Consider the following 24,231-nt stretch of genomic DNA (forward strand, 5'->3'; position numbering starts at 1 on the left):
GCTGCGACATATGCATATTTGCTGGTTTCGAATTGATTGCGTTCAATGACGAAGCGTGATGAATGGTCTCCGGTGAACGTGCAGGGAGAGTGATTGCGCAGCCCGTGCGAACAAATGTGACATTCCAAGATAGAAAAGTGCACTTTTGTGTTAAAAACGGCAGCTTAACTATTGCTAAAAGTGCTTCGATGGGAAAAGTACGACTAATATATCAAGAGGCCGCTGAACTTGACCAAACATACACCGCTTCAGTCCCGTATTCGCGATCAGCTGCAACGCCGGTTCGGTGAGGACCTGCACGTTGGCGACAGGGTCAATGAAGCAGAAATCGCCGATGCGCTTGGAATTTCACGTACACCGGTGCGCAAGGTGTTATGGCAGCTGCAAAATGAGGGCGTCGTCAGCTACGAGCAGCATCGCGGCTTTCGCCTGGCAGATGCGACTGTCGATACTCTTGAGGCGGATGGCGAAAGAGACGAGTTGCTTGATGAGCGCGTCATGCGTGATATGGCCCTCGGCAATCTCAGTTCGGTTATCAGCGAACGCGCATTGATGCAGAAATATGAGGTGCCGCACGGCATTCTCATGTCGACACTGCGCCGCCTGATGCGCGATCAACTGGTTGAGCCCTCAGTTGGGCATGGCTGGATATTTTCCGATGTCAGTGCCACGGCGCTGGAGAACGGGTATAATTTCCGCCAGATTCTGGAACCGGCAACGATCCTTGCAGACCCTTATTTCATCGATACCGAGGCGTTTCAGGCGCTTGATCGCGATCATGCCAATACAATCAGCAATATCGACAAGCTCGATCAGCGACGGCTTTTCGATCTCGATGCAAAATTCCACCGGCTGATTGCGCTCGGTGCCCGGTCGACTCACCTCGTTGATGCCATAGAGCGCCAGAACAATATTCGCCGGGTGAATGAATATATCGGATTTGTGCGGCTGGACCGGATTCGTGAATCCCTGATAGAGCACCGCAATATCATCGCCGCGCTGCTGCGGGGCGAACGTCAGGTAGCGGCGGCGCTGATGCGGCTGCACCTGCAAATCTCCAAAGATGAAACATTCAAACATATTGATGAGGATTTGGAGAGGGTGCGGGCGGGCGATCTGCATCTGCTCAAGTAGGGATAGTTGCGATCAGTTCTGCGGGTGATGGTTGTTATGTCGAACCACCGGCATTCTGCTTGAGCATTCTGAATTTGCTGGAAATCTGCGAAAGCTTGGCGTCCCATTCCGGGTTCGGCACCTGACCTTCAATTGTCCGGAAAAACACCTGCATCATGCAGGCAATGGCAAAGGGCTCGATGAGCGCTGCCTTTATGGCCCAGGCAAAGATAAGTGCGGCGACCAATCCACCCGACGACCACCCACCGGGAATCCAGTAAACCATAGCGGCAGCGGGGGCCAGCATCAGGATGAAAACGGCAATCGTCAGGGCATAGACGATAATTGTCAGAAACGCCGCATTGCGCAGCATCGTGCCGGTATTCTGGCCGTAGAGAACCAGAGCCGTTTGTGCCGCTTGCCATGGATTGGAACTGCGGGTGCGGATCGTATAGCCAAGCAGGACTTCGTCAATGAAGCCGACTGCAATACGCAGGAACGCCCGGAGTAACGAGACAAGCTGCTGCAAGCCGGGAATGGGGAGAAAAGACGCGATGCCATGCACCAGTCCCGTGATTGTTGTCAGCACGCCCTTGATCAACTGATCGACGACAAAGAGTGTACTTGTCTCGGCAAAGCGGCTGGTCACAACCTCCTTGCCATAGTCGATCTGACCCTTGTTATCGGGCAATGGCCTGCCGTCCAGCAACTCGACAAGCACGGCGATGTGAGCCGCCTTGACGACATAAAGAATGTATTCGCGCATCAGATAAAGGACGCCTGCCGTTAGGCAGAAACCAGCCAGACCGCCGATGAAGGCGGAACCGGCGCGAAAACTTTCATCACCGAGGCCGCCTATGCCCCAGCCGATGCCAGCACCGGTTCCGGTAACGAGCACATAGGCTACAGCCATGCCGAAATAGACGGCAATACGAAGCATAATGAACGGGGCTGTCTGCACCATAAGCCCAAGTGAACGCGCGATACTGAAATTCCACATATATTCCTGCCCGATTTTAGAAAATATCCAACCGCTGGCAACGCAGTGATTGGCATTTCGCGCGACACTCTTCCAGCGGAGATCGAAAGCGCAACTGTCATATGACGGCTGTGCGCATTTGCGATGGGCATAAAAATGCCGGGCACAAGGCCCGGCATTGTATGGTCTTGCTGCGGCTACAGTCTAATGCAAAAAGCCCATATAGCGTGGCAATGACAGCGTGATTTCCGGGATAAAGGCAATCAGCAGCAGACAGACGAACAGGATCAGCAGATATTTTGCGATTGGCCTGACCGTTGCTTCGAGAGATACCCCGCCTACCGCGCAGCTTGTATAAAGCCCGAGCCCCAATGGTGGCGCGAACAGGCCAAGCCCCATCGCAACGATTAGCACAATGCCATAATGCAGGGGGTGGATGCCAAAACTCTGCGCCACGGGAATGAGCAGCGGGCCGAAGATGATCAGCGCCGGAGCGCCTTCAAGCGCCGCACCCATGACGATAAGGATGAGGATTGAGGCAATGATGAATGCCCATGAACCGGCACCGTGGCTGAGATTGATCATGGCTTCCGCCAGCATGTGCGGAACCTGATCAATGGTCAGTGAGAAGGCGACAGTCTGTGATGCGGCCACCACGAAGAGGATCGTGCCCGCCAGCGTTGCCGAACGAACAAACAAGGTCACTGTACTGCGCCATGTCAATTCCTTGAAGACAAGGCGTCCGACCAGCAGTGCATAGGCAACGGCAAAGGCGCCGATTTCGGTGGCTGTGGCAAAGCCGGAACGATAGCCGCCGAAAATGATGACAATAACGCCAAGGCTGACGGCACCGCTCCACAGAAGATTGCTGAGGCTGCGGCCTGATGTTTCCACCGGGGCGGGCGGTGCCTTCTTGGAGAAGATGATGACCCCAAGAATAAGCGCCCCCGCCATCAGGATTGCCGGGTAGATACCGGCGGCAAACAGGCCGCCGATGGAAAGGTTGGCGACGTAGCCGAGAATGATGAGGTTGATACAGGGCGGAATGGTTTCGGCCATCACGGCACTGGCGGCCAATAGAGCCACGCCTTCGGACGGATCATGACCGGAGCGGCGCATGGCCGGGATCATGACGGTGCCGACTGCGGTAACATCCGCAAGTTTCGAGCCTGAAATGCCTGAAAACAGCACCATGCTGAGAATGGTGACGATGTTGAGCCCGCCCTTGCGTTTGCCGACGCCGCGGCGCAGCAGTTCGATCAGGCGCACCGACATGCCGTTTACTTCCATGGCAAGGCCAGTGAGAACAAAGAACGGGATGGCGAGCAGCACGAAATTATCAATGCCGCTGGATGCCTGCTGGGCAAAGACGGCAAAGGGAATAAAGCCATCGCCGAAAATGTAGAGCAGGGCACCGACACAGAGCGAAAAGGCGATGGGAATGCCACTGGACAGGCAAATGGCAAAACCGCCGAGCATCAGGACCAGCGGGCTAGGCGCAAGTGCGGGCAGGAGCGTGCTCCACAGCGCGACTACGCCGGCGAGAACAAGCAGGCCAGCCAGACCCGCAAGGATGTCGGCCTTGGGATAAACAAGCAGCCGCGCCGCAGTGAAAATCGCCATGCAGAAGCCGCCGACGATAAGCGGATACATGAAGAGGTTTTGCGGCCAGCCGGTTGATGTGACCTGCGTGGAGGCGGATTCGCAGTACTGGATAGCGAAAATCGCTACAGCGAGGGTTACTCCAAGTTCAATCCACAACCCGGCTGTTTCGACACGGGCCGCGTGCTGTGGAGCCAGCTTGTCGCGTAAGATACGGATGCCGACATGATTGCCCTTGGCGACTGCCGCTGCACCGCCCAGAAAGGCAACGGCGATCAGCAGCATGCGGGCGACTTCATCGGCCCACAAAATAGTATCGTTGAAGATATAGCGCCAAAGGACGGCTGAGATGACCAGCAGGAGATCCGCCGCCAGGGCGATGGCGGCAAGAATCTCGACAATGCGCAGGAGAGCGCCGACAAACGGCGCTCCCCGGACAGCTGGTGCGTGGGAGGTGGGCAGTGCAGCCTCGACGGACATGGTTGACCTCAGGCCTTGTGGATCGATTCAAGCACCGGCTTGGTGCTTGGATAGGTCGTGGTAAATTCGCTCCAGAGCGGCATGACGAGCTGCTTGAAAGCCGCACGGTCGACCTCGTGCGTCGTCACGCCATTGCTGCGCAATTTTGCCAATGCGCTGGCCTCGATCTCATTGGCCTTGCTGCGCTGGAAGGTGGATGCCTCAGCTGCTGCTTCGCGGAAGGCAGGCAGATGTTCCGCCGGTATTTTTGACAGGGCGCGCTTGCCGATGACGATGGTCTGCGGATTGCAGATATGCTGGGTGAGGGAGATGTGCTTGGCTACCTCATAGCATTTGAGGGCAAGAACGGTGGGAGCATCGTGCTCAAGCCCGTCGATAACGCCTGTCTGTAAGGCAGTATAGACTTCGCCGAGCGACATCGGGGTGGGTGACGCGCCCATGGCCTTCAATGTGGCAACGAAATTGGCCACCGGCAGAACGCGGATTTTTTGACCCTTGAGCAGTTCAGGTGTGTTGGCTGGCTGACGCGCGGTGACATTGCGACCGCCAAGACTATAGGCCCAGCTTACAACCTCGACACCGATCTTGTCGGCAAAAATACCGTTCAGCACCTTGCCCGCATTGCCATCAAGAACAGGACCAGCGGCATCCATCGAGTCGAACAGATAGCCAAGATCAAGCACACCGATCTCGGGTGCCAGTGTTCCCCAGATCGAGGAGCCAGAGATCATCATATCGACAATGCCGAGCTTGACCTGACCGACAATGTCGGCCTCCTTGCCCAACTGATTGTCAGGGAAATATTTGATCTCCACCGCATCGCCAAGTTTGTTCTTCAGGCCGCTTTGAAAGCGGTCATACCAGAGCCAATGCGCGGAATTGGGATCAGCGGGCAGGGATGATGACATGCGCAAGGCAATGGGAGCAGCTTCCGCTCGTGTTGCGCGGCCGATAATGGCAAATGTTCCGGCACCAGCAAGGCCAAGGCCAAATGCACGGCGCGTCAAGCGAATATCCTTCATAGTATCTCCTCCACGGACCACGCAGGTGATCCTTACTGTTCCAGACGCCACCCCCGGCGTCCCCCGTTTTACCGCTCTTTATCAGGGCGGCTTGAAAACACGACGGCGGCTCCTCAACCGGATCGGCGTGCTGTTGTTTATGCGCAGGCTTTGCTTGGTTCGGGCGGGATGATGTGCGAAACAGATATGGGGTGTTCTGTCACCTTATCGTGGTTCGCAAACAGGCCGTCGCTTGACCTCAAATGGCGTGGCATATACTAGTATGGTAGTATGATATGGTAATCGACGCAATGCAAGCGGATGGGAGGAGCTTATTTTGACGATTGATCTCAGCCGCGGTGGTTCCACAGCACAACGGCTCGAAAAAGAACTGCTCAGGGCGATTGTTTCGCTTGAACTATATCCGGGTGTCCGGCTATCGGAGCAGGAGATTGCCGAGCGTTACGGCGTGTCGCGCCAGCCGGTGCGTGAAGCCTTGATTGCACTCAGCAAGCAGCATTTTGTTGAAGTCCTGCCGCAGCGAGGGACGATTGTCGTCAAGATTTCCATTGCGAAAATGCGTGAAGCGCGGTTTCTGCGTGAGGTGATCGAAAGCGCTGTTGTCAGGCGGGCCTGTGAAGAATTTGATCCGGCAAGCCGTGAGAAGATTGACGAGGCGCTGGAAGCGCAGGCGCGGGCGGCGGCCCGGTCAGATTCTACCGCGTTTAAAAAGTTTGACGAACAGTTTCACATTGCCCTGGCTGAGGGAGCGGGTTGCCCGATGGCGTGGTCAGTCGTTGGCAATCTGAAGGCACATATGGACCGCGCCTGCCAGCTCAGCCTGCTTAACACCGCTTCCATGCAGCTTCTCATCGAGCAGCATCAGGCGATCATCGGCGCAATTGATGCCGGTGATCCCGATGCGGCGGAAGCCGCCATGAATTATCATCTCACCGAGATTCTGCGCGTTCTGCCGGAGATCGAAAAGAACCATCCGGATCTGTTCGAATAGGCTTCAGTGTATGGCGTCGTGTCTGGTGGATTTGAGTTCCCGCCCGAGAAAAAGCACGAGAACAGCCGCTGCGGCAAGACAACAGGCAAGCACGCCCATGCCGATCTGGAAACTGCCGGTGCTCTGCTTGATCCAGCCCACCAGATAAGGCCCGGCAAAACCGCCAAGATTGCCAACAGAATTGATCAGCGCGATGCCGCCAGCTGCTGCGGTTCCCTGCAAAAAGACTGATGGCATGGCCCAGAAGGGTCCAAGGCTGGCATAGATGCCGATGGATGCGAGCCCGAGACAAAACAGTGCCACCAGATTGGATTGCAGATAGACGCTGCCGACGAAGCCGATAGCGCTGATGGCTGCGGCAATGGCCACATGCCAGACCCGCTCGCCTGTTTTGTCGCTGTGTCTGCCCCAGAGCAGCATGGCCAAGGCGCTGACAATATAGGGAAGGGCCGTGATGAAGCCGACCTGCGTATTGGAAAAGCCCATGGCCTTGATCATCTGCGGCAGCCAGAGACCAATGCCATAGAGCCCGATGACAATGCCGAAATAGACGAGGCCAAGCAGCAGCACCCGCCGGTCGACAAGGGCGGGCCAGAGTCGGTGCTGGGTGCGTCCCGGATTGAGCTGGCGATCCTCTTCGAGCCTTTCCTGCACGATCCGGCGCTCTGTCAGGGTCAGCCACGGGGCCTGCGCCGGTCCGTTGGGCAAAAGGCGCAGCACGGCGAGGCCAAGCAGACAGGACGGGAGACCTTCAATGATGAAAAGCCACTGCCAGCCTTTCAGGCCCCAGACATTGTCGATGCCGATAATCAGGCCCGACAGAGGAGCGCCCACGGCGCTCGCCAGCGGCACGGCAGCCATGAAGAGGCCAATGAATTTTGCCCGCTGTGCTGAAGGAAACCAGTAGGTGAGATAAAGGATCATGCCGGGGAGAAACCCGGCTTCAGCAACGCCGAGCAGAAAACGCAGGATGAAAAAGCTCCACGGCCCATGCACAAAGGCCATGGCGGCGGAAACCAGCCCCCATGTGATCATGATGCGGGCGATCCAGAGCCTTGCCCCGACTTTTTCGAGGATGACGTTGCTGGGCACCTCGAACAGGAAATAGCCGAGGAAGAATATGCCTGCGCCCCAGCCATAGACATATGGAGTCAGGCCCACATCGTCATTCATGGTCAGGGCGGCAAAGCTGATATTCACGCGGTCGAGAAAGGCCACGAGATAGAGCACCATCATGAACGGGATGATGCGCAGGCTTATCTTACGGTATGGATCTACCGTTTCATTGAATGACATATTTGCCTCCCAGCCCCAATGTCTTGATCTCCTGCTTCGTCGTCAGGCCAGATCAATCCCCTTTTTCTTATATTCATCCAGAACCATCTCGTTAATATCCGAGATGATTGCAATCCTGCCATTGCTCGGATCGTTGATCCAGAACCGGGCCAGCAGCTTGATGCTCTTGTTTTCAATGCTGGCGGTATAGATCTGTGGTGGCGGTTCTTTCATCACGCGCGGCTGCTTTTGCACCGCTGCCAGAAAGATGCTTCGGGCCGCGTCCAGATCTGTGGTGGATGCCACGGTGATGGGAAATTCCAGCCTTATATTATTGTTCGACAGCGTTTCGTTGTAGATCGTGCTGTTGATCAGCGTGTCATTGGAGATCAGAACATCCAGCCCGTCGGTCGTATGAATAGTCGTATAGCGGATGGTCATCTCGGTGACTTTACCGGTGATGCGGTCGCTGACCAGATTATCGCCAACCCGAACCGAACGCTCGAACAGCAGGATGAGGCCGCTGATATAGCTGGCCGCAAGTTTCTGGAAACCGAGACCAAGCCCGATGCCGAGCGCACCACCGAAGGCGGCGAGGGCGGTCAGGTTAATCCCCGCGGTTGAGATGATGATGAGTGCCGCGATGATCCAGATCGTCACGGAGATGATACGTTCAAGCGCCAAGGCGAGATTGGGTTGCAAGCCGCTTCTTTTGTGCAGGTAACGCTGTGATACTTCCGAAATCCAGATGGTGACGATGATGACGATAGCAGCGAAGAACAGGATGGTCAGGATTGCCAATACGCTGATCTTGGCATCGCCTATGGAATATTCAGTGTCGAAGAAACTTTTGACCGTCTCGTTCCATTGCCCGAACAGATAAATAAGCACCGTTAGCCAGAACACGACGGACGAGGCGCGCAGGATGGAGCGCAAGGGATCATGTGGTTTGAAAATCAGTTCCACAATCGTCCCGACAAGCCGGACAAGCAGGAAGGACAGCAGTATCCCGCCGATAACGAAGATCAATGGATTGGCAAGCGTGCCATTGAAGGCTCGCATCAATCCAAACAGGATGAGGATGGTAAGAGCGATTGTCGAGAGATAGTCGATCATAATTCTGATACGCGAGGTAATAGGCCGGATGTGCTTCAGACGCCGCGTGATCAACTTGGCTATGACAAATGACAGGATAAGGGCGCCGATCGAAAGAAAGCCGGTAAGCGGCGTCTGGAAAATGACGTCGAGCGCGCCAGTTCCAAGGGCCGCTATTGCATCAGCCTCTTCTTTCTCCATCGTCCCCCCGAATGCATGAAGCTGTGGCATCGCCACAGATAAAGAATGTGTTTACCGCCACATCTTGTGACATAAAATTCGTTGCAAAAACAGATCATTCAGCGAAGGCTTGTTTGACTGTCTGGCTTGACAGTTTGAGGGAGAACGGCCTCCTTCACCACTGTTAAACGACAGTATGGATGTATGCCGGAAAAGGTGAGCAGGAATGAAAATCGCGGATATGAACTGGATGCAGGTGGAAGAACGTGTCGCGAAGGACGATCGCTGCATTCTTCCCATCGGCAGTGTCGAGCAACATGCTTATCTGAGCCTCGCCACGGATATGATTCTGGCGGAGAAAGTTGCTGTGGATGCAGCCGAACCTTTGGGCGTTCCGGTTTTCCCTGCATTGCCCTATGGGCTTGCATCGTCGTTCATGGATTTTCCGGGAACGCTCACATTCAGTCTTGCCACCTATGCGCTTGTTATCCGCGATTTGCTCGACAGCATGTATCGCAATGGCTTCCGACGCATTCTGATGGTCAATGGTCATGGCGGCAATACGCCCGCCGGAACCGTCATTTCCGAATGGCTGAACGATCATCCAGATGCTTCGGTCAAGCTGCATGACTGGTGGCGCGCACCAAAAACGTGGGCGAAGGTGATGGAAATCGATCCTGCCGCATCGCACGCATCATGGATGGAAAATTTTCCGTGGACAAGGATTGCCGGAGCACCGGTACCGCAGGAGCCGAAAGCGCAGATCGATTTTGGCGGGCTTGCCCGTGTGGATGCCCGCCGTAAACGCAAAATGCTCGGGGAAGGCAATTATTACGGGCTGTTCCAGCGACCCGATGCGGATTCGCTGGCGCTGTGGGACGTGGCCGTCGCCGAGACGCGCGAGCAGCTCGACAATGACTGGCACTAAATCCGTATGTCGCAACGCAGTCAGATTCGTATCAGGAAATTAGCACTACAGGCGTTGCGGGCAAGCGTGGCAATTGTGTATCGATGGTCTTGCCAAGCAAAAGGAAATATAAATTGTCTTCAGCGAAGTCTCCGGTTTTCAGCAAGCCATTTTCAGCCCTGCTTTTCGATATGGATGGTACGATCCTCAATTCGCTTGCCGCTGCCGAGCGCGTCTGGGGCGATTGGGCGCGCAGCAAAGGTCTTGATGTCGAGGCATTCATGCCAACCATGCATGGTTCGCGCGGTGTCGATACGATTAGCCGTCTTGGATTGCCCGGTGTTGATCCTGTGGCCGAGGCCGCCGAAATCGAGCGGGCGGAGATCGATGATGTGGAGGGCGTCGTTGCCATTTCCGGTGCGGTCGCATTTCTGAAATCGCTGCCGCCGCAAAGCTGGGCCATTGTGACATCGGCTCCAATTCTGCTGGCAAAACGGCGTATGGAAGCGGCAGGAATTCCTTTTCCCGAGATTATGGTGACAGCCGAGGACGTATCGATCGGCAAGCCAGATCCGCAATGCTATCTGCTCGGTGCCAAAAAGCTTGGTGTCGACATTGCCGATTGTCTGGTTTTCGAAGATGCACCAGCGGGAATTCAGGCGGGAGAGGCGGCTGGGGCCGAGGTGCTGGTGATAACGGCAACACAAATGCACTCTGTCGAGACACGCCACGCGACCATTGCCAGCTATGATGAAATCACCGCCAAAATCGGCAATGACGGCAAAATATCGATTGTCAGGCCATGAGTATCAGTCAGCGCATCGACCGGGAGCCGATGCGCTGACCTGAGTTTTACGCCTAGATCGCGCCGGGGACGACGAGAACCAGCCACGCGATAATGGGGCCGATGACCGCAATCAGCGCGCTGTACACAAGCAGTTTACGCAGGACGCTCTCCCGCTCGGCTTCCGGCGCATTGGCAACAACGAGTGCGCCGTTGGTCGAAAACGGGCTGGTATCGACGATGGTTGTCGAGATGGCGATGGCCGAGACAACGCCGATGGCGCTGATATGTCCCTGCATCAGGAATGGCACAGCCAGCGGAATGATAGCGCCGAGCAATGCGGTTGACGATGCAAAGGCAGAGACGATTGCGCCGGTGAAGCAGAGGAGCAGGGCCGCCAGAAGCGGCATGCCAAGGCTGGAAATCCCCGATGCCACATAATCAACAGTCCCGGCTTTCTGCATGATGCCGACATAGGTGATGATACCGGCGATCAGCAGCACGGTTGACCAGCTGATCTTGTCGACAGCCGCCTTCTGGGTTTTCGGAGAAAACAGGGCGAGCAGGACCGCAACCGTAATTGCCACCAGACCCACATTGAACTTGAACACCAGAGCGCCGACCGCAAGCGCCGTTAATCCGAGCAGCGTCAGCAGGCGTTCGCTGGTCAAGCTTTCGTTTGGATTGATTGCCGCGCCGGATGGCGATGTGGCGGTGCGGTGATAGGCTGGTGAGGCCGGGGTGCCGCCATGGCCAACGATGGAACGCGATGCGCCCGCCACATGGGTATCAGGATCGGGTCCGGATGCTGCCGCATGATCGCGCAGGCTTTTCCAGCCGCCGAAGATGAAGAACACCACAACCGCAATGGCAAGGTTAAAGAGCAGGCTCGACAGGAACAGGGTTGTCGGGCCGTAGGGCAGGCCGGCTTTTTGAACGATCTGGTTGGTGATGCCACCATAGATGCTGATCGGCGAGAAACCGCCGCCTTGGGCGCCGTGAATAACCATGAGGCCCATCATGACAGGGCTGATGCGGTATTGCGCGGCAAAGCGCAGGGCGACAGGCGCAAGGATGGCGCAGGCGGCGGGGCTCAATCCGCCAAAGCCGGTGATAACAGCGGCGACAAAAAACATCACCCAGGGGATGAGCGCCATATGGCCGCGAACAAGCCGCACCGCCCGTTCGACAAGCCAGTCGATGGTGCCATTGTTCTGGGCAATACCGAACAGATAGGTGACACCAACGAGTGTCAGGAACAGATCGCTGGGAAACCCGGCAAAGATGTCATTGGATGACATTCCCATGATCAGCGAGCCGACCACAAAGGCGGCGGCAAAGGCCAGTGCGCCCATGTTGATCGGCAGGATCGTTGCAACAACGAACATGGCAATCAACACAAGAATTGAGAAAATCTGGATATTCACGGTAAAATCCTCCCTCTGCGGCGCGCTATAAGCGGCCGCTTCTTCAGTTCTTATTGTGGCGTAAGCTCCCCCCTACGCCCTCGTTTCCGCCGTCATCTGCGCGATGATGGCGTCATGGATCAGGCATTTGGGCTGATGGCATAGAGATTGCCATATTGCTCGCGCAAAACGTTCTTCTGCACCTTGCCCATGGTGTTGCGGGGCAGGTCCTCGACAAAAATGATCTGTTTGGGCTGCTTGTAGCGAGCGAGCCGGTTTTGCAGCGCATCGAGAATGGCCTGTTCGCTGAGATCAGAACCAGCTTTTTTAACGACAATGGCGGTAACACCTTCGCCGAAATCCGGATGGGCGACCCCGATGACAGCGCTTTCGACAACGCCTGACAATTGGTCGATCTCGCTTTCGACTTCCTTCGGGTAAATATTGTAACCACCTGAAATAACAAGGTCTTTGCCGCGTCCGACGATATACACATAGCCGCGTTGATCAATCTTGCCGAGATCGCCTGTGATGAAAAACCCGTCATCACGAAACTCCGCTTTGGTTTTTTCGGGCATGCGCCAATAGCCCTTGAACACGTTCGGTCCCTTGACCTCGATCATGCCGGTTTCGTCGGCTGGCAGGGTTACGCCGGTTTCCGGATGCGTCACCCGCACGGTGACGCCGGGGAGCGGAAAGCCTACAGTTCCGGCAATCCGGTCCCCGGCATAGGGATTGGAGGTGTTCATGTTGGTTTCGGTCATGCCATAGCGTTCAAGAATGGCCTGACCCGTGCGCTCCTGAAATGCCCGGTGGGTATCAGCGAGCAGGGGCGCAGACCCTGAAATGAACAGGCGCATGGTTTTGACCGCATCGCGGGTCAGGCCCTCATTCTGCAAAAGCCTGACATAGAAGGTGGGGACACCCATCATCGCCGTTGCGCGTGGCATGAGAGACAGGATTTCCGCCGGATCAAATTTCGGCAACAGGAACATTGATGCGCCTGACGTCAGGATGACGTTGGTTGCAACGAAAAGCCCGTGGGTGTGGAAGATCGGCAAGGCATGGATCAACCGGTCTTTTGCGGTGAACTGCCAGTGATCACGCAATGTCAGCGCGTTGGATAGGAGATTGTCGTGGGTCAGCATCGCGCCTTTGGAGCGGCCTGTTGTGCCTGACGTGTAGAGAATGGCGGCAAGATCATCTGCGGCACGGGTAGCATCGACGAAATCCGGTGCTTCGCCCTTCGCCAGATCAATCAGCGAACCGCCACCATGATCATCAAGCGTCTCAACCAACGCACCGTATTTCGAAGCGATGGCTTTGATGCCTTCGGCAGCTTTCGGCGTGACCACAACGAGGCGCGGCTCGGCGTCGCTGATGAAATAGTCAAGTTCGGCCAGCGTATAGGCGGTATTCAGCGGCAGATAGACGGCTCCGCAACGGATACAGGCGAGATAGAGCATCAGCGCTTCAGGGCTTTTCTCTACCTGAACGGCTACGCGGTCGCCGGGGCGAATGCCGAGCGTATCGATGGCACCGGCGATCCGGCCAGACCATTGCAGCATGTCACCATAGGTCCATGTGCTGTTATCACCCGTTTCAATGAACACGGCATCCTCAGCCGGAATGGAATGCCTGATGGCATCAAACAGATGGTTGCTCATGAACTCAGTTCCTTACTGCTTGCCTTGGTCTTGTCTTGCTCTTTGGGCTGTGTTGCGCGGGCGGGTTTCTCGCTGCGCAACAGCTTGCGAATCGCTGGTGCCGCGACGATTTCGCCCCGCTGGGCAAATGCCTCGTGGTTGGTTTCAATATCGTCAAGCTTGTAGAGATAATTGACCATCACCCCGTGCGCCTGCCTGACGGCACGGGGTGAACGGTCGGCAAGAAAATCGAGCCGCTCCAGCCGTGCGCCATTGCCGAGGTGGAACCGCGCAACCGGATCGATGGCGCGCCCATCGGGTGTTCGCCCGCGCAGAAAATACCAGGCGGCGGCGGGCAGCAATGCTGTCTTTACAGCTGTTGTCTTTATCGGGTCATCGAACCAGTCGGCGTCATCCAGAGCGGCGAGGGCAGCCTTGTCTTCGGCCGACAGCACATCGGAGTCGTCATTGCGCCGCTCGCGTCCCAGCCAGTTGGCAAAGCCCGGTACTGGCGAAAGTGTGACAAAGGTATCGAGCTTGGGAAGATCACGGCGCAAATCCTCCACCACCTGCTTGATGAGGAAATTGCCAAAGGAAATACCGCGCAAGCCCACCTGACAGTTTGAAATGGAATAAAAGACAGCGGTACGCGCATCCTGTGCCTGAATGGGCGCCCGTTTTTCATCCAGCACATCGGAAATCGTCTCGGGGATAGTTTTGGTCAGCGCCACTTCAACGAAGATCAGTGGATCATCGGGAAGCTGCGGATGAAAGAAGGCAAAGCAGCGCCGGTCGGTCGGCGCGAGCCGGCGGCGCAACTCGTCCCAATCGTGGATCTCATGTACGGCCTCGTATTGAATGATCTTTTCAAGGATTTGCGCGGGCGTGGACCAATCAATGGGACGCAGGATGAGAAAGCCGCGATTGAACCACGAGGTGAAGAGGTGGGCAAAATCCGCATCTACCGCTTCAAGATCAGGTGTATCAGCCTTGAGTTCGAGCAGGCGTTCCCGCATGCCCACAAGCGTGGATATGCCCTTGGGGGCAAGGTTCAGGCGGCGGATCAGTTCCTGCCTGCGCGGTTCGGCGGCCTCATGCAATTGCAGCACTGTCTTGGCGGTGCGTTCGGCCCGATAGGTGTCGATGGCCTTTTCGAGCTTATCAGAATCCGGTCCGAACCGATCGGCAAGGAGCAGCATGAAATCGCGCTGCTGTTCATCGTTCAGGCGGGACCATTGCTGCAGGATTTCAGCGGCCAGTGCCATGCCCGAGGCTTCACCGCGACTGGAAAGCAGCATGGTGCATAGCCTTTCAAGACCAGCGAGACCGGATGGCAGTTTCTCCGTGCGCGGTGAAAACGAAAGCAGCTTGCGGCCACGTTCGGTGATCGTCTGCACCATATCGCTGAAGAAGGATGTACCGGTCATTGCAGAACTCCAGTTCCGAGGATGGATCAGGCAAGGCATGCAGGTTTGACAGACGGCGCTTATCCGGCGCTCCCCGCCGCATTGCATAGTATAGCCGATCCGGTGTGACAGCGCTTCTGCGATACTCCCTTTCGCATGCGTCAGATTATTCGTTTGTTCCAATACCTCTTACGGGGTGGTATATAATGTTTGGGCTTTCTTGTATGTAATGTCAACTGTCTTGTATACAAGAATTGGAATATTGCATTTTTGAGGGATCATGGCCGAAAATATCGTGCAAGGACTGCGGGACGAAATCGAGAACGGTATTGTCACAAACCAGTTTGCTCCGGGCGAAAGGCTGGATGAGATGCAATTGGCAAAGCATTTCGGTGTTTCGCGCACACCAGTGCGGGAAGCCCTTATGCAACTGAGCGCCATCGGGCTTGTCGAGATTCGCCCGCGGCGCGGGGCGGTCGTTGTTGAACCGGGACCGCACCGGATTTACGAAATGTTCGAAGTGATGGCCGAGCTTGAAGGCATGGCGGGTTCTCTGGCCGCGCGTCGCCATACGGATGAGGATCGGGCTAACCTTCTGGCCGCCCACGCCCAGTGTACACAGTCCTCCAATGCCGAAGATACCGACACTTATTATTATGACAATGAGCGGTTTCATCAGGCCGTCTATACGGCCAGCCACAGCAGCTTCCTGATCGAACAATGCCTCGCGCTGCATCGCAGGCTGCGGCCTTACCGGCGACTGCAATTGCGGGTGCGCAACCGGATGATCACATCGTTCAACGAACATGCAGCTATTGTTGAGGCGATTCTTTCAGGGGATGCCGAGGCCGCCCGCACGCATCTGCGCCAGCACATTGCGGTGCAGGGAGATCGTTTCAGCGATCTCATTGCCACGCTGGCGGCGCAGCGCAAAAACGGTCAGGCAACCGGGTAAGGGCCCTTATCGAACGTCTGCCCATGATATCCTTTGCTGCCGATAGCGCGCGCCAACGGGCTGGCAAAATCCCGCCCGTTGCGCAGGCTTTCGAGGACATGGCGGAAATCATATTTCGGCTGCCAATCCAGTTCCGCAAGCGCCCGTTGATTGACATAAACGCGGTCCAGAGCGGCAGGCAATTGCCATCTACTGTTGGCATAAAGCGCGTCGCATTCGGGAAAGAGCCGCCGCACCACATCCGCAGCATTTTCCCGAAGCAGCGCCAGATCGCCGGGCATGAAGGGTGTCGTTGCGGAGACAATGTATCGGCCAAAACCAATGCTGTGCGCTTTGCGTGCCGCCTGAACATGGGCGCTCACCACATCCTCCACGTCGACGCGGCGATTGAGCAGTTCATTCGCCTGTACATTCGCTGGCTGGAACTTGTCCCGCACTGTTGCGTCATCATCCTCTTCGGGAAAGAAGCGTGAGGTACGCAGCACGATCACCGGCAGGCGCTCCTTGCGGAAGAACAGGTGGCACAGATCTTCCGCCGCGATCTTGGTGACGCCATAAATATTCTTGGGAACCGGCGTGACATCTTCGGTGATCCAGGCCGCTGGCTCTCCGGCGGCAGGGGTAAGGGCTGCGCCGAACGTGCTGGTGGTGCTGGTGAAGATGAAGGCGTTGACCCCGGCAGCCAGAGCTTCTTCGAGCAGAATCAGCGTGCCCGTAATGTTGGTATCGATAAAATCCTGTTTGGAATGGGTGGCGACATGCGGTTTGTGCAGTGTTGCCGTGTGCATCACTGTCTGAACGCCCTTCATGCAGGCTCGGACAAAGGCCCGGTCGGTGATTGATCCGATGCTATCGGTGAATGGCGACGCCTTGATGTCGATGCCTCGCACGGACTCGCCACCCTCACGCAGGCTGCGCATGAGGGCTTCACCAAGATGACCGGCACTCCCTGTAACGAGAATTGTCATCATATTATTCCCTGAATCACGTTTTATGTGTCCAAGTTTAGTAAGCCTTATTGAAAATAGCTATCGCGAGATCAAACGAAGACGGGGAGGAGCGCATGTATTGCGGGCTTTTCCAATCACACGGAAACTGTCCCCATGGGTGGATTTGGTCTGAATGCATAAAAGCGCTGAATGACTGGCGGCAAGTTGCGGGTATCTTGCCGCCAGCATTCAAACGGGGCTGTTAAACCTTGCCGCCGTTTTTCTTGCAATCGCTGCGGAACTTGTGGCGTTCCTTGCCGTGCAGACCCTTGGCATCAGCCTGAGCCGAGCACGCCTTGGAAATGGCCGTCTTGGCAGGCGTGGTTGCGGTCGTTGCCTTTTTCATCATGGTGTTGGCTGGCTTCGTAGCTGCCGGGGCCGTGGTGGTGGTGGTTGGTGCCGGGGCCGTGGTGGTTGCTGCTGGCGCTGTTGTGGCTGGAGCTGCAGTCTGTGCCATGGCGCTTGTGCCTACGAAGGCGAGGATTGCGCCGGCGGCGAGGGTGGCAACTAATTTCATGGTCGTTTCCTTTGAGTTACAAACCGGTTTTGTAGCGCGTTGTGAAAATGATTCTTGTCACGCTACGGTTGCACCTGAGCACTGCTTGCATTTCGCCAAGTCCTTGCAAATCAACAGGATGCAGGGGACTATGCGTCATGCCAGCATTGCTCAAGCGCGAGATTATTGGCGGACCGTGTTTTCTTTGTGTGCGCGAATGTTAAATTTGTTTAACCGGCGGGACACAATTCTTGATCGCTTGACGGTAAAAAATCACAGATCTATACGAGCATGATCCTTTGACAGAAGCAAAGTCCGATGAAAGCCGCCAAGCTCGCAACCCGATAGGCCGTAACAACCGTTTTCAACCGTTGTTGCGGCATTCAAGGCTCTCAATATCCGTTTGAGTTGGGATCAATGATCGCCGCCGAACCTCTCGTTCGCGTGGGATTTTGCTATGCTACACCCCAAAAATTGGGCTTATTCACTGCCAGCGGCCTTGTTGCTGATGGCTCCTTTTGATCTTCTCGCTTCCCTGGGCATGGATATTTATCTGCCTGTTATTGTCCATATGCCTGCGGTGCTGAACACATCACCCGCCATTATCCAGCTAACCCTCAGCCTTTACATGATTGTGCTCGGCTGCGGGCAACTCCTGTTCGGGCCATTGTCGGACCGTATCGGTCGCAGGCCCGTGGTGCTTGGCGGTGCGCTTCTGTTCTGCCTCGCCTCGACAGGGCTGGCCGTGACCAGTTCTGCCGAGGTGTTCGTTGCGCTTCGCGTCGTTCAATCGGCTGGCGGGGCGGCGGCGCTGGTGGCGACGTTTGCCACTGTCCGCGACGTTTATGCGGATCGGCCTGAAGGCGCTATCATCTACGGTCTCTTCGGCTCGATGCTGGCATTTGTTCCCGCATTCGCACCGACTATCGGCGCGCTTGTTGATCACATATTCGGCTGGCGCGGCATATTCTGGCTGCTTGCCGCACTTGCGGCGCTGGCAGGGCTGCACGCATTCCTGCGCTGGCCCGAAACGCGCCCGGTACAGACAGAGCGAACCGCACTGATCAGCAATTTCGCAAGAGTGTTCAGCAGCCTGTCCTTCTGGACCTATACGCTGGGATTCAGCACTGCCATGGGGACGTTCTTTGTCTATTTCTCGACGGCACCGCGTATTCTGATGCAGGAGTTGGGCCTTTCCTCGACCTCGTTCAGCCTTGTGTTTGCAACCGTTGCGCTGGTGATGATCGCGTGCAGCCGTTTCGGCGGCGTATTCGTGCGATGGTGGGGACAGCGGGGATGCCTGATCCGGGGAATGGCGTTGTTTCTGACCGGTGCGATTCTGCTCGTGCTGGGGCAGGTGTTTTTGCCGCTTTCCGTCGTCACTTTCATGGGGCCTATGTGGGTCATGGCCAGCGCCATCTCCGTCACCTCGGCGGTGGCTGCCAATGGCGCATTGCGGGAATTCGGCGATATAGCGGGAACCGCAACGGCCCTCTATTACTTCATCGAGAGTGTTATTGTGGGCATCGCCGGAACGATCATTGTAGTTCTGCTGCCGCAGGCCAATTTCTGGCCGGTTGCGGTATTTACGGCAATATCCGCCTTGGTGACGCTGGCTCTGGTCTGGCTGTCAGCCCGTTCTGAAAAGAGGCTAACCTCTTAATCTGTCATAATATTCGCGATCTCGACCAGATTGCCATCGGGATCGCGAATATAGATCGAGCGGATAGGTCCGGTTGCTCCGGTGCGGGCAACCGGGCCTTCCTCAATGGCAATGCCAAGATGATCGAGATGGGCGATTACCGCATCCAGTGGTGTTTTGGTGATGAAGCAGAGATCGCCGGAACCCGGTGTAGCTGCTTTCGCCTTGGGTTCAAACTCATGACCCAGTTCGTGCAGATTGATCTTCTGATGACCGAAGCGCAGTGCCTTGCGCTCGTGACCAAATGTTTCGACCGTCATGCCCAGCGCTTTTGAATAGAAGGCGCAGGTGGCTTCGATATTTTTGACCGTCAGGACCAGATGATCGATATGATCAATCGTCACCCCACTATCGGGTTTGGCTTCCCGGTAGCCGTTCAATTCCGGATCGAGATCGACTTCCACCACATTGGTGAAAACGGTTGTTGCGATCATGATGCCTGCAAAGGCGACGAGATTGACCAATGTCGGTTCGTCATAGCGGTCAGCCAGCCGCTTCCACAGGCGGTCCGGTATCGCATTGGCACTGGCGACGATTGCCTTGCCGAAATCCATCAGAACAGTCTCATCCGCATCCGGGACGATGGTTTCCGGCTGCAGACCGGAATCAATCAGCGCCCGGCGGAAAAACGTGACCGGGGTATCCGCATGGCTCGCCTTTGCGATGGCGAGGGACAAAAGCCAGATGGCGCGGTCGGGCAGGGCGGGGCGCAGCAATTCGCGCAAGGTGAACCATTCCGCGTAGATGCGATGTGCAACGGGCGAATGCAGCATGATGCGCTTCATATTGGTCATGCGGCCACGCAGTTGCAGTTCGCGGTCATGTTCGGCGCGGGCTTCCGGTGAGGCCTCATCATAGATAACGGGCAATATGCGGCTCATGGGGACATCCATCTGCAAATGATCGGGAATTATCCATGGCATATATTTTCTCCCCGGCGCGCGCCAATGAAATTGTGTCGGGGGATTCATTTCGCGGCAAAAGATGGATGTGTTCCATATGGTGGAAAATTTGAGTTCCCATTCAGATGTTTGTTGAAAGGTTTTTCGCCGGTTGCGCTGCACAAAAGATAGCCATCCCTCGCTCAAATTGAGTGCATTGGCGAATATCAGGAGGAAACAAGGCGTTTCTTTTTAGTTATTCACACTGCCTACGGGGGCCAGCACATGACAAAAACCATAGAAAATCTCGCAAATAACGGGAAAATTACGCGGCGCGCGGGCCTGTTTGCGCTGGTGGCTTCGGCCATCGCCATATCAAGCTTTGCAGCGCCACAGCCATCACATGCGGCTGACAAGGCCATCAAGGTCGGTATCATCAGCGGCGAAGATGAGGATGTGTGGAAAGTCGTCACAGCAGAAGCAGCCAAGAACGGTCTGACGATCAAGACAGTTGTCTTCAATGATTACACGCAGCCAAATGAAGCGCTGGAACGCGGCGATCTTGATGCCAATGCCTTCCAGCACAAGCCTTATCTCGACAACCAGATCAAGACACAGGGCTATCACATCGTGCCTGTTGGTTATACCGGCGTCTGGCCGATTGGCCTCTATTCGAAGAAGTTTGCCAAGATCACCGAACTTCCTGAAGGCGCAGTGATCGGCGTGCCGAATGATCCATCCAATGAGGGCCGTGCGCTGCGTGTGCTTCAGGATCAGGGCGTGATCAAGCTCAAGGCGGGTACCGGCATTCTCGCAACGATCGCTGATATTTCCGACAATCCGAAGAAGGTCAAAATCAAGGAACTCGATGCGGGTATCGTCGGGCGTTCGGTGGAAGATCTCGATGCGGCAGTGGTCAACACTGACTGGGCTTTGAAGAGCGGCCTGACACCGGAAAACCGTATCGCGCAGGAAAAGATCGATGACAATCCTTACCGCAATTTCATTGCGGTGAAGGCTGGTCAGGAGAAGGAAGCATGGGTGAAAACCCTCGTTTCCTCCTATCAGAATGACAAGGTCAAAGCGGAATTTGACCGTGTCTACAAGGGCACAGGTATCAGCGCGTACTGATATCCGGTTGATCGCAGAATAATCACGGCAAGGCGGTTCGCAGCATAGGGATATGCCGCGAACCGCCTTCTCGATTGAGGCGGATACGGTTTCTATATTCGCCCAAGGGGAAAACAAATGAATTCGCATGTCTCTGTTTCCGGCCAATCGGGGGCAATCATCGCAGACGCGCGCCAGGACGACGATGTTGTCAGGCTTGAAAATGTCAAACGGCATTTCGGCGAGACGCCGGCGCTTGATGGCGTTTCGCTGACTGTCCGCAAAGGTGAGATTCTCGGCATTATCGGCCGCAGCGGCGCGGGCAAATCAACGCTCATCCGTTGTCTCAATGGTCTGGAGCGGCCGGAAACGGGCTCCATCTTTGTTGAGGGCAGGCAGATTACCGGGCTGGATGAGCGCGAGCTGCAGCCGTTCCGCCGCCGCATCGGCATGATTTTTCAGCATTTCAACCTGCTGTCGGCCAAGACCGTGGAAGAGAATGTTGCGCTGCCACTCAAGATTGAGGGACGCCCGAAAGCTGAGCGTCTGAACCGGGCGCGGGAACTATTGGAACTGGTTGGGCTTTCCGACAAGGCGAAAGCCTATCCATCGTCGCTCTCCGGCGGGCAAAAACAGCGGGTAGGTATTGCCCGGGCGCTGGCGGCGCGGCCGGCTTTGCTGCTTTCTGATGAAGCGACATCCGCGCTTGATCCTGAAACGACGCGCTCCATCCTCGCGCTGCTGAAAGATATCAACCAGAAACTTGGCCTCACTATCCTGTTGATCACGCACGAGATGGAAGTTATCAGCTCCATTGGCGACCGGGTTGCGGTTATCGATGCGGGTAAAATCGTTGAGGAAGGCCCCGTCTGGTCGGTCTTTGCTGATCCGCAGACTGATATCACCAAAAGCCTGCTAGCGGGTATCCGCCCGCAGCTTCCAGCCCATATTGCCAGCCTCCTGTCATCAGAACCTGCTGGCGAAGCTGTGCTTGGTGTCGATCTTGCCGGTGCTGCCGCGCAGGGCACATTGCTGGCCGACTTGCCGGGATCATTCCGGTTGCTGCACGGCGGTGTCGACCATGTGCAAAATCAGGCCATTGCCCGGCTATATCTCGCAGTTTCTGCCGTTGCAGTTGCTCAATTTGTTCCGTTTCTTGAGGCCCGCTCGGCCCGTGTAGAGGTGCTTGGTTATGTCACAAGTCATGTATGAACTGCTTCTGCAATCACTCTGGGAAACGCTTGTCATGACCGGTGCTTCCGGTCTGATCTCACTGGCGGCGGGCCTGCCGCTTGGTCTGGCGCTGGTGGCAACCGACCGTGGCGGTATCGCGCCCAATCCATGGGTCAACAGTGTGCTTGGCGCCATTATCAATGCCTTCCGCTCGGTGCCGTTCATTATCCTGCTGGTGGCGCTAATCCCGCTCACACGGCTGATCGTCGGCACGTCCATCGGCACTTGGGCGGCCATTGTGCCGCTATCCATCGGCGCGACGCCCTATTATGCGCGCATTGCCGAAGTGTCCTTGCGTGAGGTGGATCGCGGGCTGATTGAAGCGGCGCGTGCGATGGGTGGCAATCGCTGGACGATCATTCGCGAGGTGCTGGTGCCCGAGGCGCTACCGGGCATTGTTGCGGGCTTCACGGTCACGCTTGTCACGCTGATTGGAGCATCGGCCATGGCGGGTGCAATCGGGGCGGGAGGCTTGGGTGATCTTGCCATCCGCTACGGCTATCAGCGCTTTGAAACCTCCGTGATGATTGCCGTGGTGATCGTGCTGATTGTGCTCGTCTGCGGCATTCAGTGGGTTGGCGACAGGCTGGTCAAACGGCTCGATCACCGCATCTAAAAGAACCGATTGGCGGGGCGTTGCAGACCGAGATTTTCGCGCAACGTCCTGCCTTCATATTCCGTGCGGAAAATGCCGCGCCGCTGTAGTTCCGGCACAACCTTATCGACAAAATCATCAAGTCCTTCAGGCAGATAGGGGAACATGACGTTGAAACCGTCTGAACCTTCCTCCTCAAGCCATTGCTGCATCTCGTCGGCGATGGTTTTGGGCGTGCCGATAAAGGCAGGACCCGCATAGCCACCCAGCCGCTGCGCCAGTTGACGCACGGTCAGGTTTTCACGCCGCGCAAGATTGACCGTACGCTCCAAGCCGCTCTTGCTGGCATTGGTATCGGTGATTTCGGGCAATGGCCCATCCGGATCAAAACCCGACGCATCCTGACCAAGGGCAATCGACAGGGAACCGATGGCATTGGCATAGTGTACAAGACTGTCGAGATGGGCGCGTTTTTCCTTGGCCTCCTCGACCGTATCACCCACCACGACAAAGGCACCCGGCAGTATTTTTAATTGATCGCGCGACCGGCCAATTTTGTCCATACGGGCCTTGATGTCGGCATAGAGGCTTTTGCCGTCGGCAAGATTGGACGGTGCGGCAAAGACGAGTTCAGCGGTTTCAGCGGCAAGCTGGCGTCCCGGTTCGGATGACCCTGCCTGTACGATCACAGGCCAGCCCTGCACGGGCCGCGCAATATTGAGCGGACCGCGAACCGAAAGAAACTCGCCCTTGTGGTCGAGGACATGCATGCGCTCAGGATCAAAATAAATGCCGGTTTCGGCATCGCGGATAAAAGCATCATCGGCAAAACTGTCCCAAAGTCCTGTCACCACATCGTAGAATTCACGGGCGCGCCGATAGCGTTCGTCATGCTCCATATGGTCTTCCAGACCGAAATTAAGCGCTGCATCGGGATTGGACGTGGTGACGATGTTCCAGCCTGCACGCCCGCCGCTGATATGGTCGAGCGAGGCGAAGCGCCGAGCGATGTGGTAGGGCTCGTCAAAGGTGGTCGAGGCGGTGGCGATCAGGCCGATATGTTCAGTGGCACCGGCCAGAGCCGAAAGCAGGGTGAAGGGTTCAAAGGATGTCACCGTGTGGCTGCGTTTCAGCGCTTCCACCGGCATGTTCAGCACGGCCAGATGATCAGCCATGAAGAAGGCGTCGAACTTGCCGCGCTCCAACGTCTGGGCAAAGCGCTTCAGGTGAGCAAAATTGAAATTCGCGTCCGGATAAGCGCCGGGATAGCGCCAGGCACCCGTGTGAATACTGACCGGCCGCATGAAAGCGCCAAGATGCAGTTTGCGTGTCTTGCTCATCGCATGTCCTTTCACAATCCTGCCTTTGGGGGGAGCAGTCCGAT

The 24,231-nt window shown here is 56.3% G+C and carries 21 protein-coding genes and 1 pseudogene; 9 read left to right on the top strand and 13 right to left on the bottom strand.

What is annotated here, in order from left to right; all coding sequences use genetic code 11:
- Positions 1–228 precede the first annotated feature (228 nt).
- A complete protein-coding gene (locus FHW17_RS15320; RefSeq protein WP_210275910.1) occupies positions 229–1,134 on the top strand; it encodes a GntR family transcriptional regulator in 906 nt (301 codons plus the stop codon).
- Between the two features lie 34 nt (positions 1,135–1,168).
- On the opposite strand, the gene FHW17_RS15325 is transcribed toward FHW17_RS15320, so the two are convergent.
- From FHW17_RS15325 to FHW17_RS15335, 3 genes are all read right to left on the bottom strand, one after another.
- Positions 1,169–2,113: a hypothetical protein gene (locus FHW17_RS15325; protein WP_182510261.1), complete on the bottom strand. Its 945-nt coding sequence runs from the start codon at positions 2,111–2,113 to the stop codon at positions 1,169–1,171.
- Positions 2,114–2,296: 183 nt separating this feature from the next.
- On the bottom strand, positions 2,297–4,174 hold the full coding sequence (locus FHW17_RS15330) for a TRAP transporter large permease subunit (protein WP_182510262.1): 1,878 nt from the start codon (positions 4,172–4,174) through the stop codon (positions 2,297–2,299).
- Positions 4,175–4,182: 8 nt separating this feature from the next.
- Complete coding sequence (locus FHW17_RS15335; RefSeq protein WP_182510263.1) at positions 4,183–5,196, bottom strand: TRAP transporter substrate-binding protein; 1,014 nt, start codon at positions 5,194–5,196, stop codon at positions 4,183–4,185.
- A gap of 313 nt (positions 5,197–5,509) precedes the next feature.
- Here FHW17_RS15335 and FHW17_RS15340 point away from each other — a divergent pair, with 313 nt between their 5' ends.
- Entirely contained in the window at positions 5,510–6,187 is a 678-nt protein-coding gene (locus FHW17_RS15340; RefSeq protein WP_112528628.1) for a GntR family transcriptional regulator, read from the top strand.
- A 3-nt stretch (positions 6,188–6,190) separates the two neighbouring features.
- Here the strand turns inward: FHW17_RS15340 and FHW17_RS15345 are convergent, their stop codons facing one another.
- Positions 6,191–7,483, bottom strand: a complete 1,293-nt coding sequence (locus FHW17_RS15345) for an MFS transporter (RefSeq protein WP_113097304.1) — start codon at positions 7,481–7,483, stop codon at positions 6,191–6,193.
- 42 nt (positions 7,484–7,525) lie between these two features.
- Positions 7,526–8,758, bottom strand: coding sequence for a mechanosensitive ion channel domain-containing protein (locus tag FHW17_RS15350; RefSeq protein ID WP_182510264.1), 1,233 nt, complete (start codon positions 8,756–8,758; stop codon positions 7,526–7,528).
- A gap of 205 nt (positions 8,759–8,963) precedes the next feature.
- On the opposite strand from FHW17_RS15350, the gene FHW17_RS15355 reads away from it, so the two are divergent.
- Both FHW17_RS15355 and FHW17_RS15360 read left to right on the top strand, forming a co-directional pair.
- Positions 8,964–9,665 carry a creatininase family protein gene (locus tag FHW17_RS15355; protein ID WP_182510265.1) on the top strand — a complete coding sequence of 234 codons (702 nt, stop codon included), beginning with the start codon at positions 8,964–8,966 and terminating at the stop codon, positions 9,663–9,665.
- Between the two features lie 113 nt (positions 9,666–9,778).
- The gene (locus FHW17_RS15360) at positions 9,779–10,450 is read left to right on the top strand and encodes an HAD family hydrolase (RefSeq protein ID WP_348643743.1); all 672 of its coding nucleotides are present in this window, start codon (positions 9,779–9,781) and stop codon (positions 10,448–10,450) included.
- A 52-nt stretch (positions 10,451–10,502) separates the two neighbouring features.
- Here the strand turns inward: FHW17_RS15360 and FHW17_RS15365 are convergent, their stop codons facing one another.
- From FHW17_RS15365 to FHW17_RS15375, 3 genes are all read right to left on the bottom strand, one after another.
- The gene (locus FHW17_RS15365; protein ID WP_182510267.1) at positions 10,503–11,855 is read right to left on the bottom strand and encodes an SLC13 family permease; all 1,353 of its coding nucleotides are present in this window, start codon (positions 11,853–11,855) and stop codon (positions 10,503–10,505) included.
- Positions 11,856–11,974: 119 nt separating this feature from the next.
- Complete coding sequence (locus FHW17_RS15370; RefSeq protein WP_182510268.1) at positions 11,975–13,501, bottom strand: malonyl-CoA synthase; 1,527 nt, start codon at positions 13,499–13,501, stop codon at positions 11,975–11,977.
- Complete coding sequence (locus FHW17_RS15375) at positions 13,498–14,907, bottom strand: malonyl-CoA decarboxylase (RefSeq protein WP_182510269.1); 1,410 nt, start codon at positions 14,905–14,907, stop codon at positions 13,498–13,500. Before FHW17_RS15375 ends, FHW17_RS15370 begins: the two co-directional genes overlap by 4 nt.
- A gap of 259 nt (positions 14,908–15,166) precedes the next feature.
- On the opposite strand from FHW17_RS15375, the gene FHW17_RS15380 reads away from it, so the two are divergent.
- Positions 15,167–15,841: a GntR family transcriptional regulator gene (locus tag FHW17_RS15380; RefSeq protein WP_091877445.1), complete on the top strand. Its 675-nt coding sequence runs from the start codon at positions 15,167–15,169 to the stop codon at positions 15,839–15,841.
- Here FHW17_RS15380 and FHW17_RS15385 read toward each other — a convergent pair.
- Positions 15,826–16,809 carry an NAD(P)-dependent oxidoreductase gene (locus tag FHW17_RS15385; protein ID WP_182510370.1) on the bottom strand — a complete coding sequence of 328 codons (984 nt, stop codon included), beginning with the start codon at positions 16,807–16,809 and terminating at the stop codon, positions 15,826–15,828. The genes FHW17_RS15380 and FHW17_RS15385 overlap by 16 nt on opposite strands.
- A 223-nt stretch (positions 16,810–17,032) precedes the next feature.
- Complete coding sequence (locus FHW17_RS15390) at positions 17,033–17,347, bottom strand: PsiF family protein (protein WP_112528647.1); 315 nt, start codon at positions 17,345–17,347, stop codon at positions 17,033–17,035.
- Positions 17,348–17,783: 436 nt separating this feature from the next.
- Here FHW17_RS15390 and cml point away from each other — a divergent pair, with 436 nt between their 5' ends.
- Positions 17,784–18,989, top strand: coding sequence for a CmlA/FloR family chloramphenicol efflux MFS transporter (gene cml / locus FHW17_RS15395; protein ID WP_182510270.1), 1,206 nt, complete (start codon positions 17,784–17,786; stop codon positions 18,987–18,989).
- Here cml and FHW17_RS25220 read toward each other — a convergent pair.
- Positions 18,986–19,372: a VOC family protein gene (locus FHW17_RS25220; RefSeq protein WP_348643749.1), complete on the bottom strand. Its 387-nt coding sequence runs from the start codon at positions 19,370–19,372 to the stop codon at positions 18,986–18,988. The genes cml and FHW17_RS25220 overlap by 4 nt on opposite strands.
- 33 nt (positions 19,373–19,405) lie before the next feature.
- Positions 19,406–19,909: pseudogene (locus tag FHW17_RS15400) on the bottom strand (hypothetical protein); the annotation flags it as partial.
- Positions 19,910–20,194: 285 nt separating this feature from the next.
- Here FHW17_RS15400 and FHW17_RS15405 point away from each other — a divergent pair.
- The 3 genes from FHW17_RS15405 to FHW17_RS15415 all read left to right on the top strand — a co-directional run bounded on the left by FHW17_RS15405 (position 20,195) and on the right by FHW17_RS15415 (position 22,868).
- Complete coding sequence (locus tag FHW17_RS15405) at positions 20,195–21,040, top strand: MetQ/NlpA family lipoprotein (protein WP_113097314.1); 846 nt, start codon at positions 20,195–20,197, stop codon at positions 21,038–21,040.
- A 117-nt stretch (positions 21,041–21,157) separates the two neighbouring features.
- Positions 21,158–22,231, top strand: coding sequence for a methionine ABC transporter ATP-binding protein (locus FHW17_RS15410; protein WP_112528653.1), 1,074 nt, complete (start codon positions 21,158–21,160; stop codon positions 22,229–22,231).
- On the top strand, positions 22,212–22,868 hold the full coding sequence (locus FHW17_RS15415; protein WP_112528655.1) for a methionine ABC transporter permease: 657 nt from the start codon (positions 22,212–22,214) through the stop codon (positions 22,866–22,868). Before FHW17_RS15410 ends, FHW17_RS15415 begins: the two co-directional genes overlap by 20 nt.
- Here the strand turns inward: FHW17_RS15415 and FHW17_RS15420 are convergent.
- Complete coding sequence (locus FHW17_RS15420; RefSeq protein WP_112528657.1) at positions 22,865–24,187, bottom strand: LLM class flavin-dependent oxidoreductase; 1,323 nt, start codon at positions 24,185–24,187, stop codon at positions 22,865–22,867. The two genes, FHW17_RS15415 and FHW17_RS15420, sit on opposite strands and share 4 nt — an antisense overlap.
- Positions 24,188–24,231: the final 44 nt, after the last annotated feature.

The organism is Phyllobacterium sp. P30BS-XVII, assembly GCF_014138335.1.
Lineage (GTDB): Bacteria > Pseudomonadota > Alphaproteobacteria > Rhizobiales > Rhizobiaceae > Phyllobacterium > Phyllobacterium meliloti.

What these genes read in the sequence shown, in the direction of transcription:
- FHW17_RS15325 (WP_182510261.1), bottom strand. Translation starts at nt 2,113, where the DNA reads ATGTGGAATTTCAGTATCGCGCGTTCACTTGGGCTTATGGTGCAGACA.
- FHW17_RS15330 (WP_182510262.1), bottom strand. Translation starts at nt 4,174, where the DNA reads ATGTCCGTCGAGGCTGCACTGCCCACCTCCCACGCACCAGCTGTCCGG.
- FHW17_RS15335 (WP_182510263.1), bottom strand. Translation starts at nt 5,196, where the DNA reads ATGAAGGATATTCGCTTGACGCGCCGTGCATTTGGCCTTGGCCTTGCT.
- FHW17_RS15345 (WP_113097304.1), bottom strand. Translation starts at nt 7,483, where the DNA reads ATGTCATTCAATGAAACGGTAGATCCATACCGTAAGATAAGCCTGCGC.
- FHW17_RS15350 (WP_182510264.1), bottom strand. Translation starts at nt 8,758, where the DNA reads ATGGAGAAAGAAGAGGCTGATGCAATAGCGGCCCTTGGAACTGGCGCG.
- FHW17_RS15355 (WP_182510265.1), top strand. Translation starts at nt 8,964, where the DNA reads ATGAAAATCGCGGATATGAACTGGATGCAGGTGGAAGAACGTGTCGCG.
- FHW17_RS15370 (WP_182510268.1), bottom strand. Translation starts at nt 13,501, where the DNA reads ATGAGCAACCATCTGTTTGATGCCATCAGGCATTCCATTCCGGCTGAG.
- FHW17_RS15375 (WP_182510269.1), bottom strand. Translation starts at nt 14,907, where the DNA reads ATGACCGGTACATCCTTCTTCAGCGATATGGTGCAGACGATCACCGAA.
- FHW17_RS15380 (WP_091877445.1), top strand. Translation starts at nt 15,167, where the DNA reads ATGGCCGAAAATATCGTGCAAGGACTGCGGGACGAAATCGAGAACGGT.
- FHW17_RS15385 (WP_182510370.1), bottom strand. Translation starts at nt 16,809, where the DNA reads ATGACAATTCTCGTTACAGGGAGTGCCGGTCATCTTGGTGAAGCCCTC.
- FHW17_RS15390 (WP_112528647.1), bottom strand. Translation starts at nt 17,347, where the DNA reads ATGAAATTAGTTGCCACCCTCGCCGCCGGCGCAATCCTCGCCTTCGTA.
- cml (WP_182510270.1), top strand. Translation starts at nt 17,784, where the DNA reads ATGCTACACCCCAAAAATTGGGCTTATTCACTGCCAGCGGCCTTGTTG.
- FHW17_RS15405 (WP_113097314.1), top strand. Translation starts at nt 20,195, where the DNA reads ATGACAAAAACCATAGAAAATCTCGCAAATAACGGGAAAATTACGCGG.
- FHW17_RS15410 (WP_112528653.1), top strand. Translation starts at nt 21,158, where the DNA reads ATGAATTCGCATGTCTCTGTTTCCGGCCAATCGGGGGCAATCATCGCA.
- FHW17_RS15415 (WP_112528655.1), top strand. Translation starts at nt 22,212, where the DNA reads ATGTCACAAGTCATGTATGAACTGCTTCTGCAATCACTCTGGGAAACG.
- FHW17_RS15420 (WP_112528657.1), bottom strand. Translation starts at nt 24,187, where the DNA reads ATGAGCAAGACACGCAAACTGCATCTTGGCGCTTTCATGCGGCCGGTC.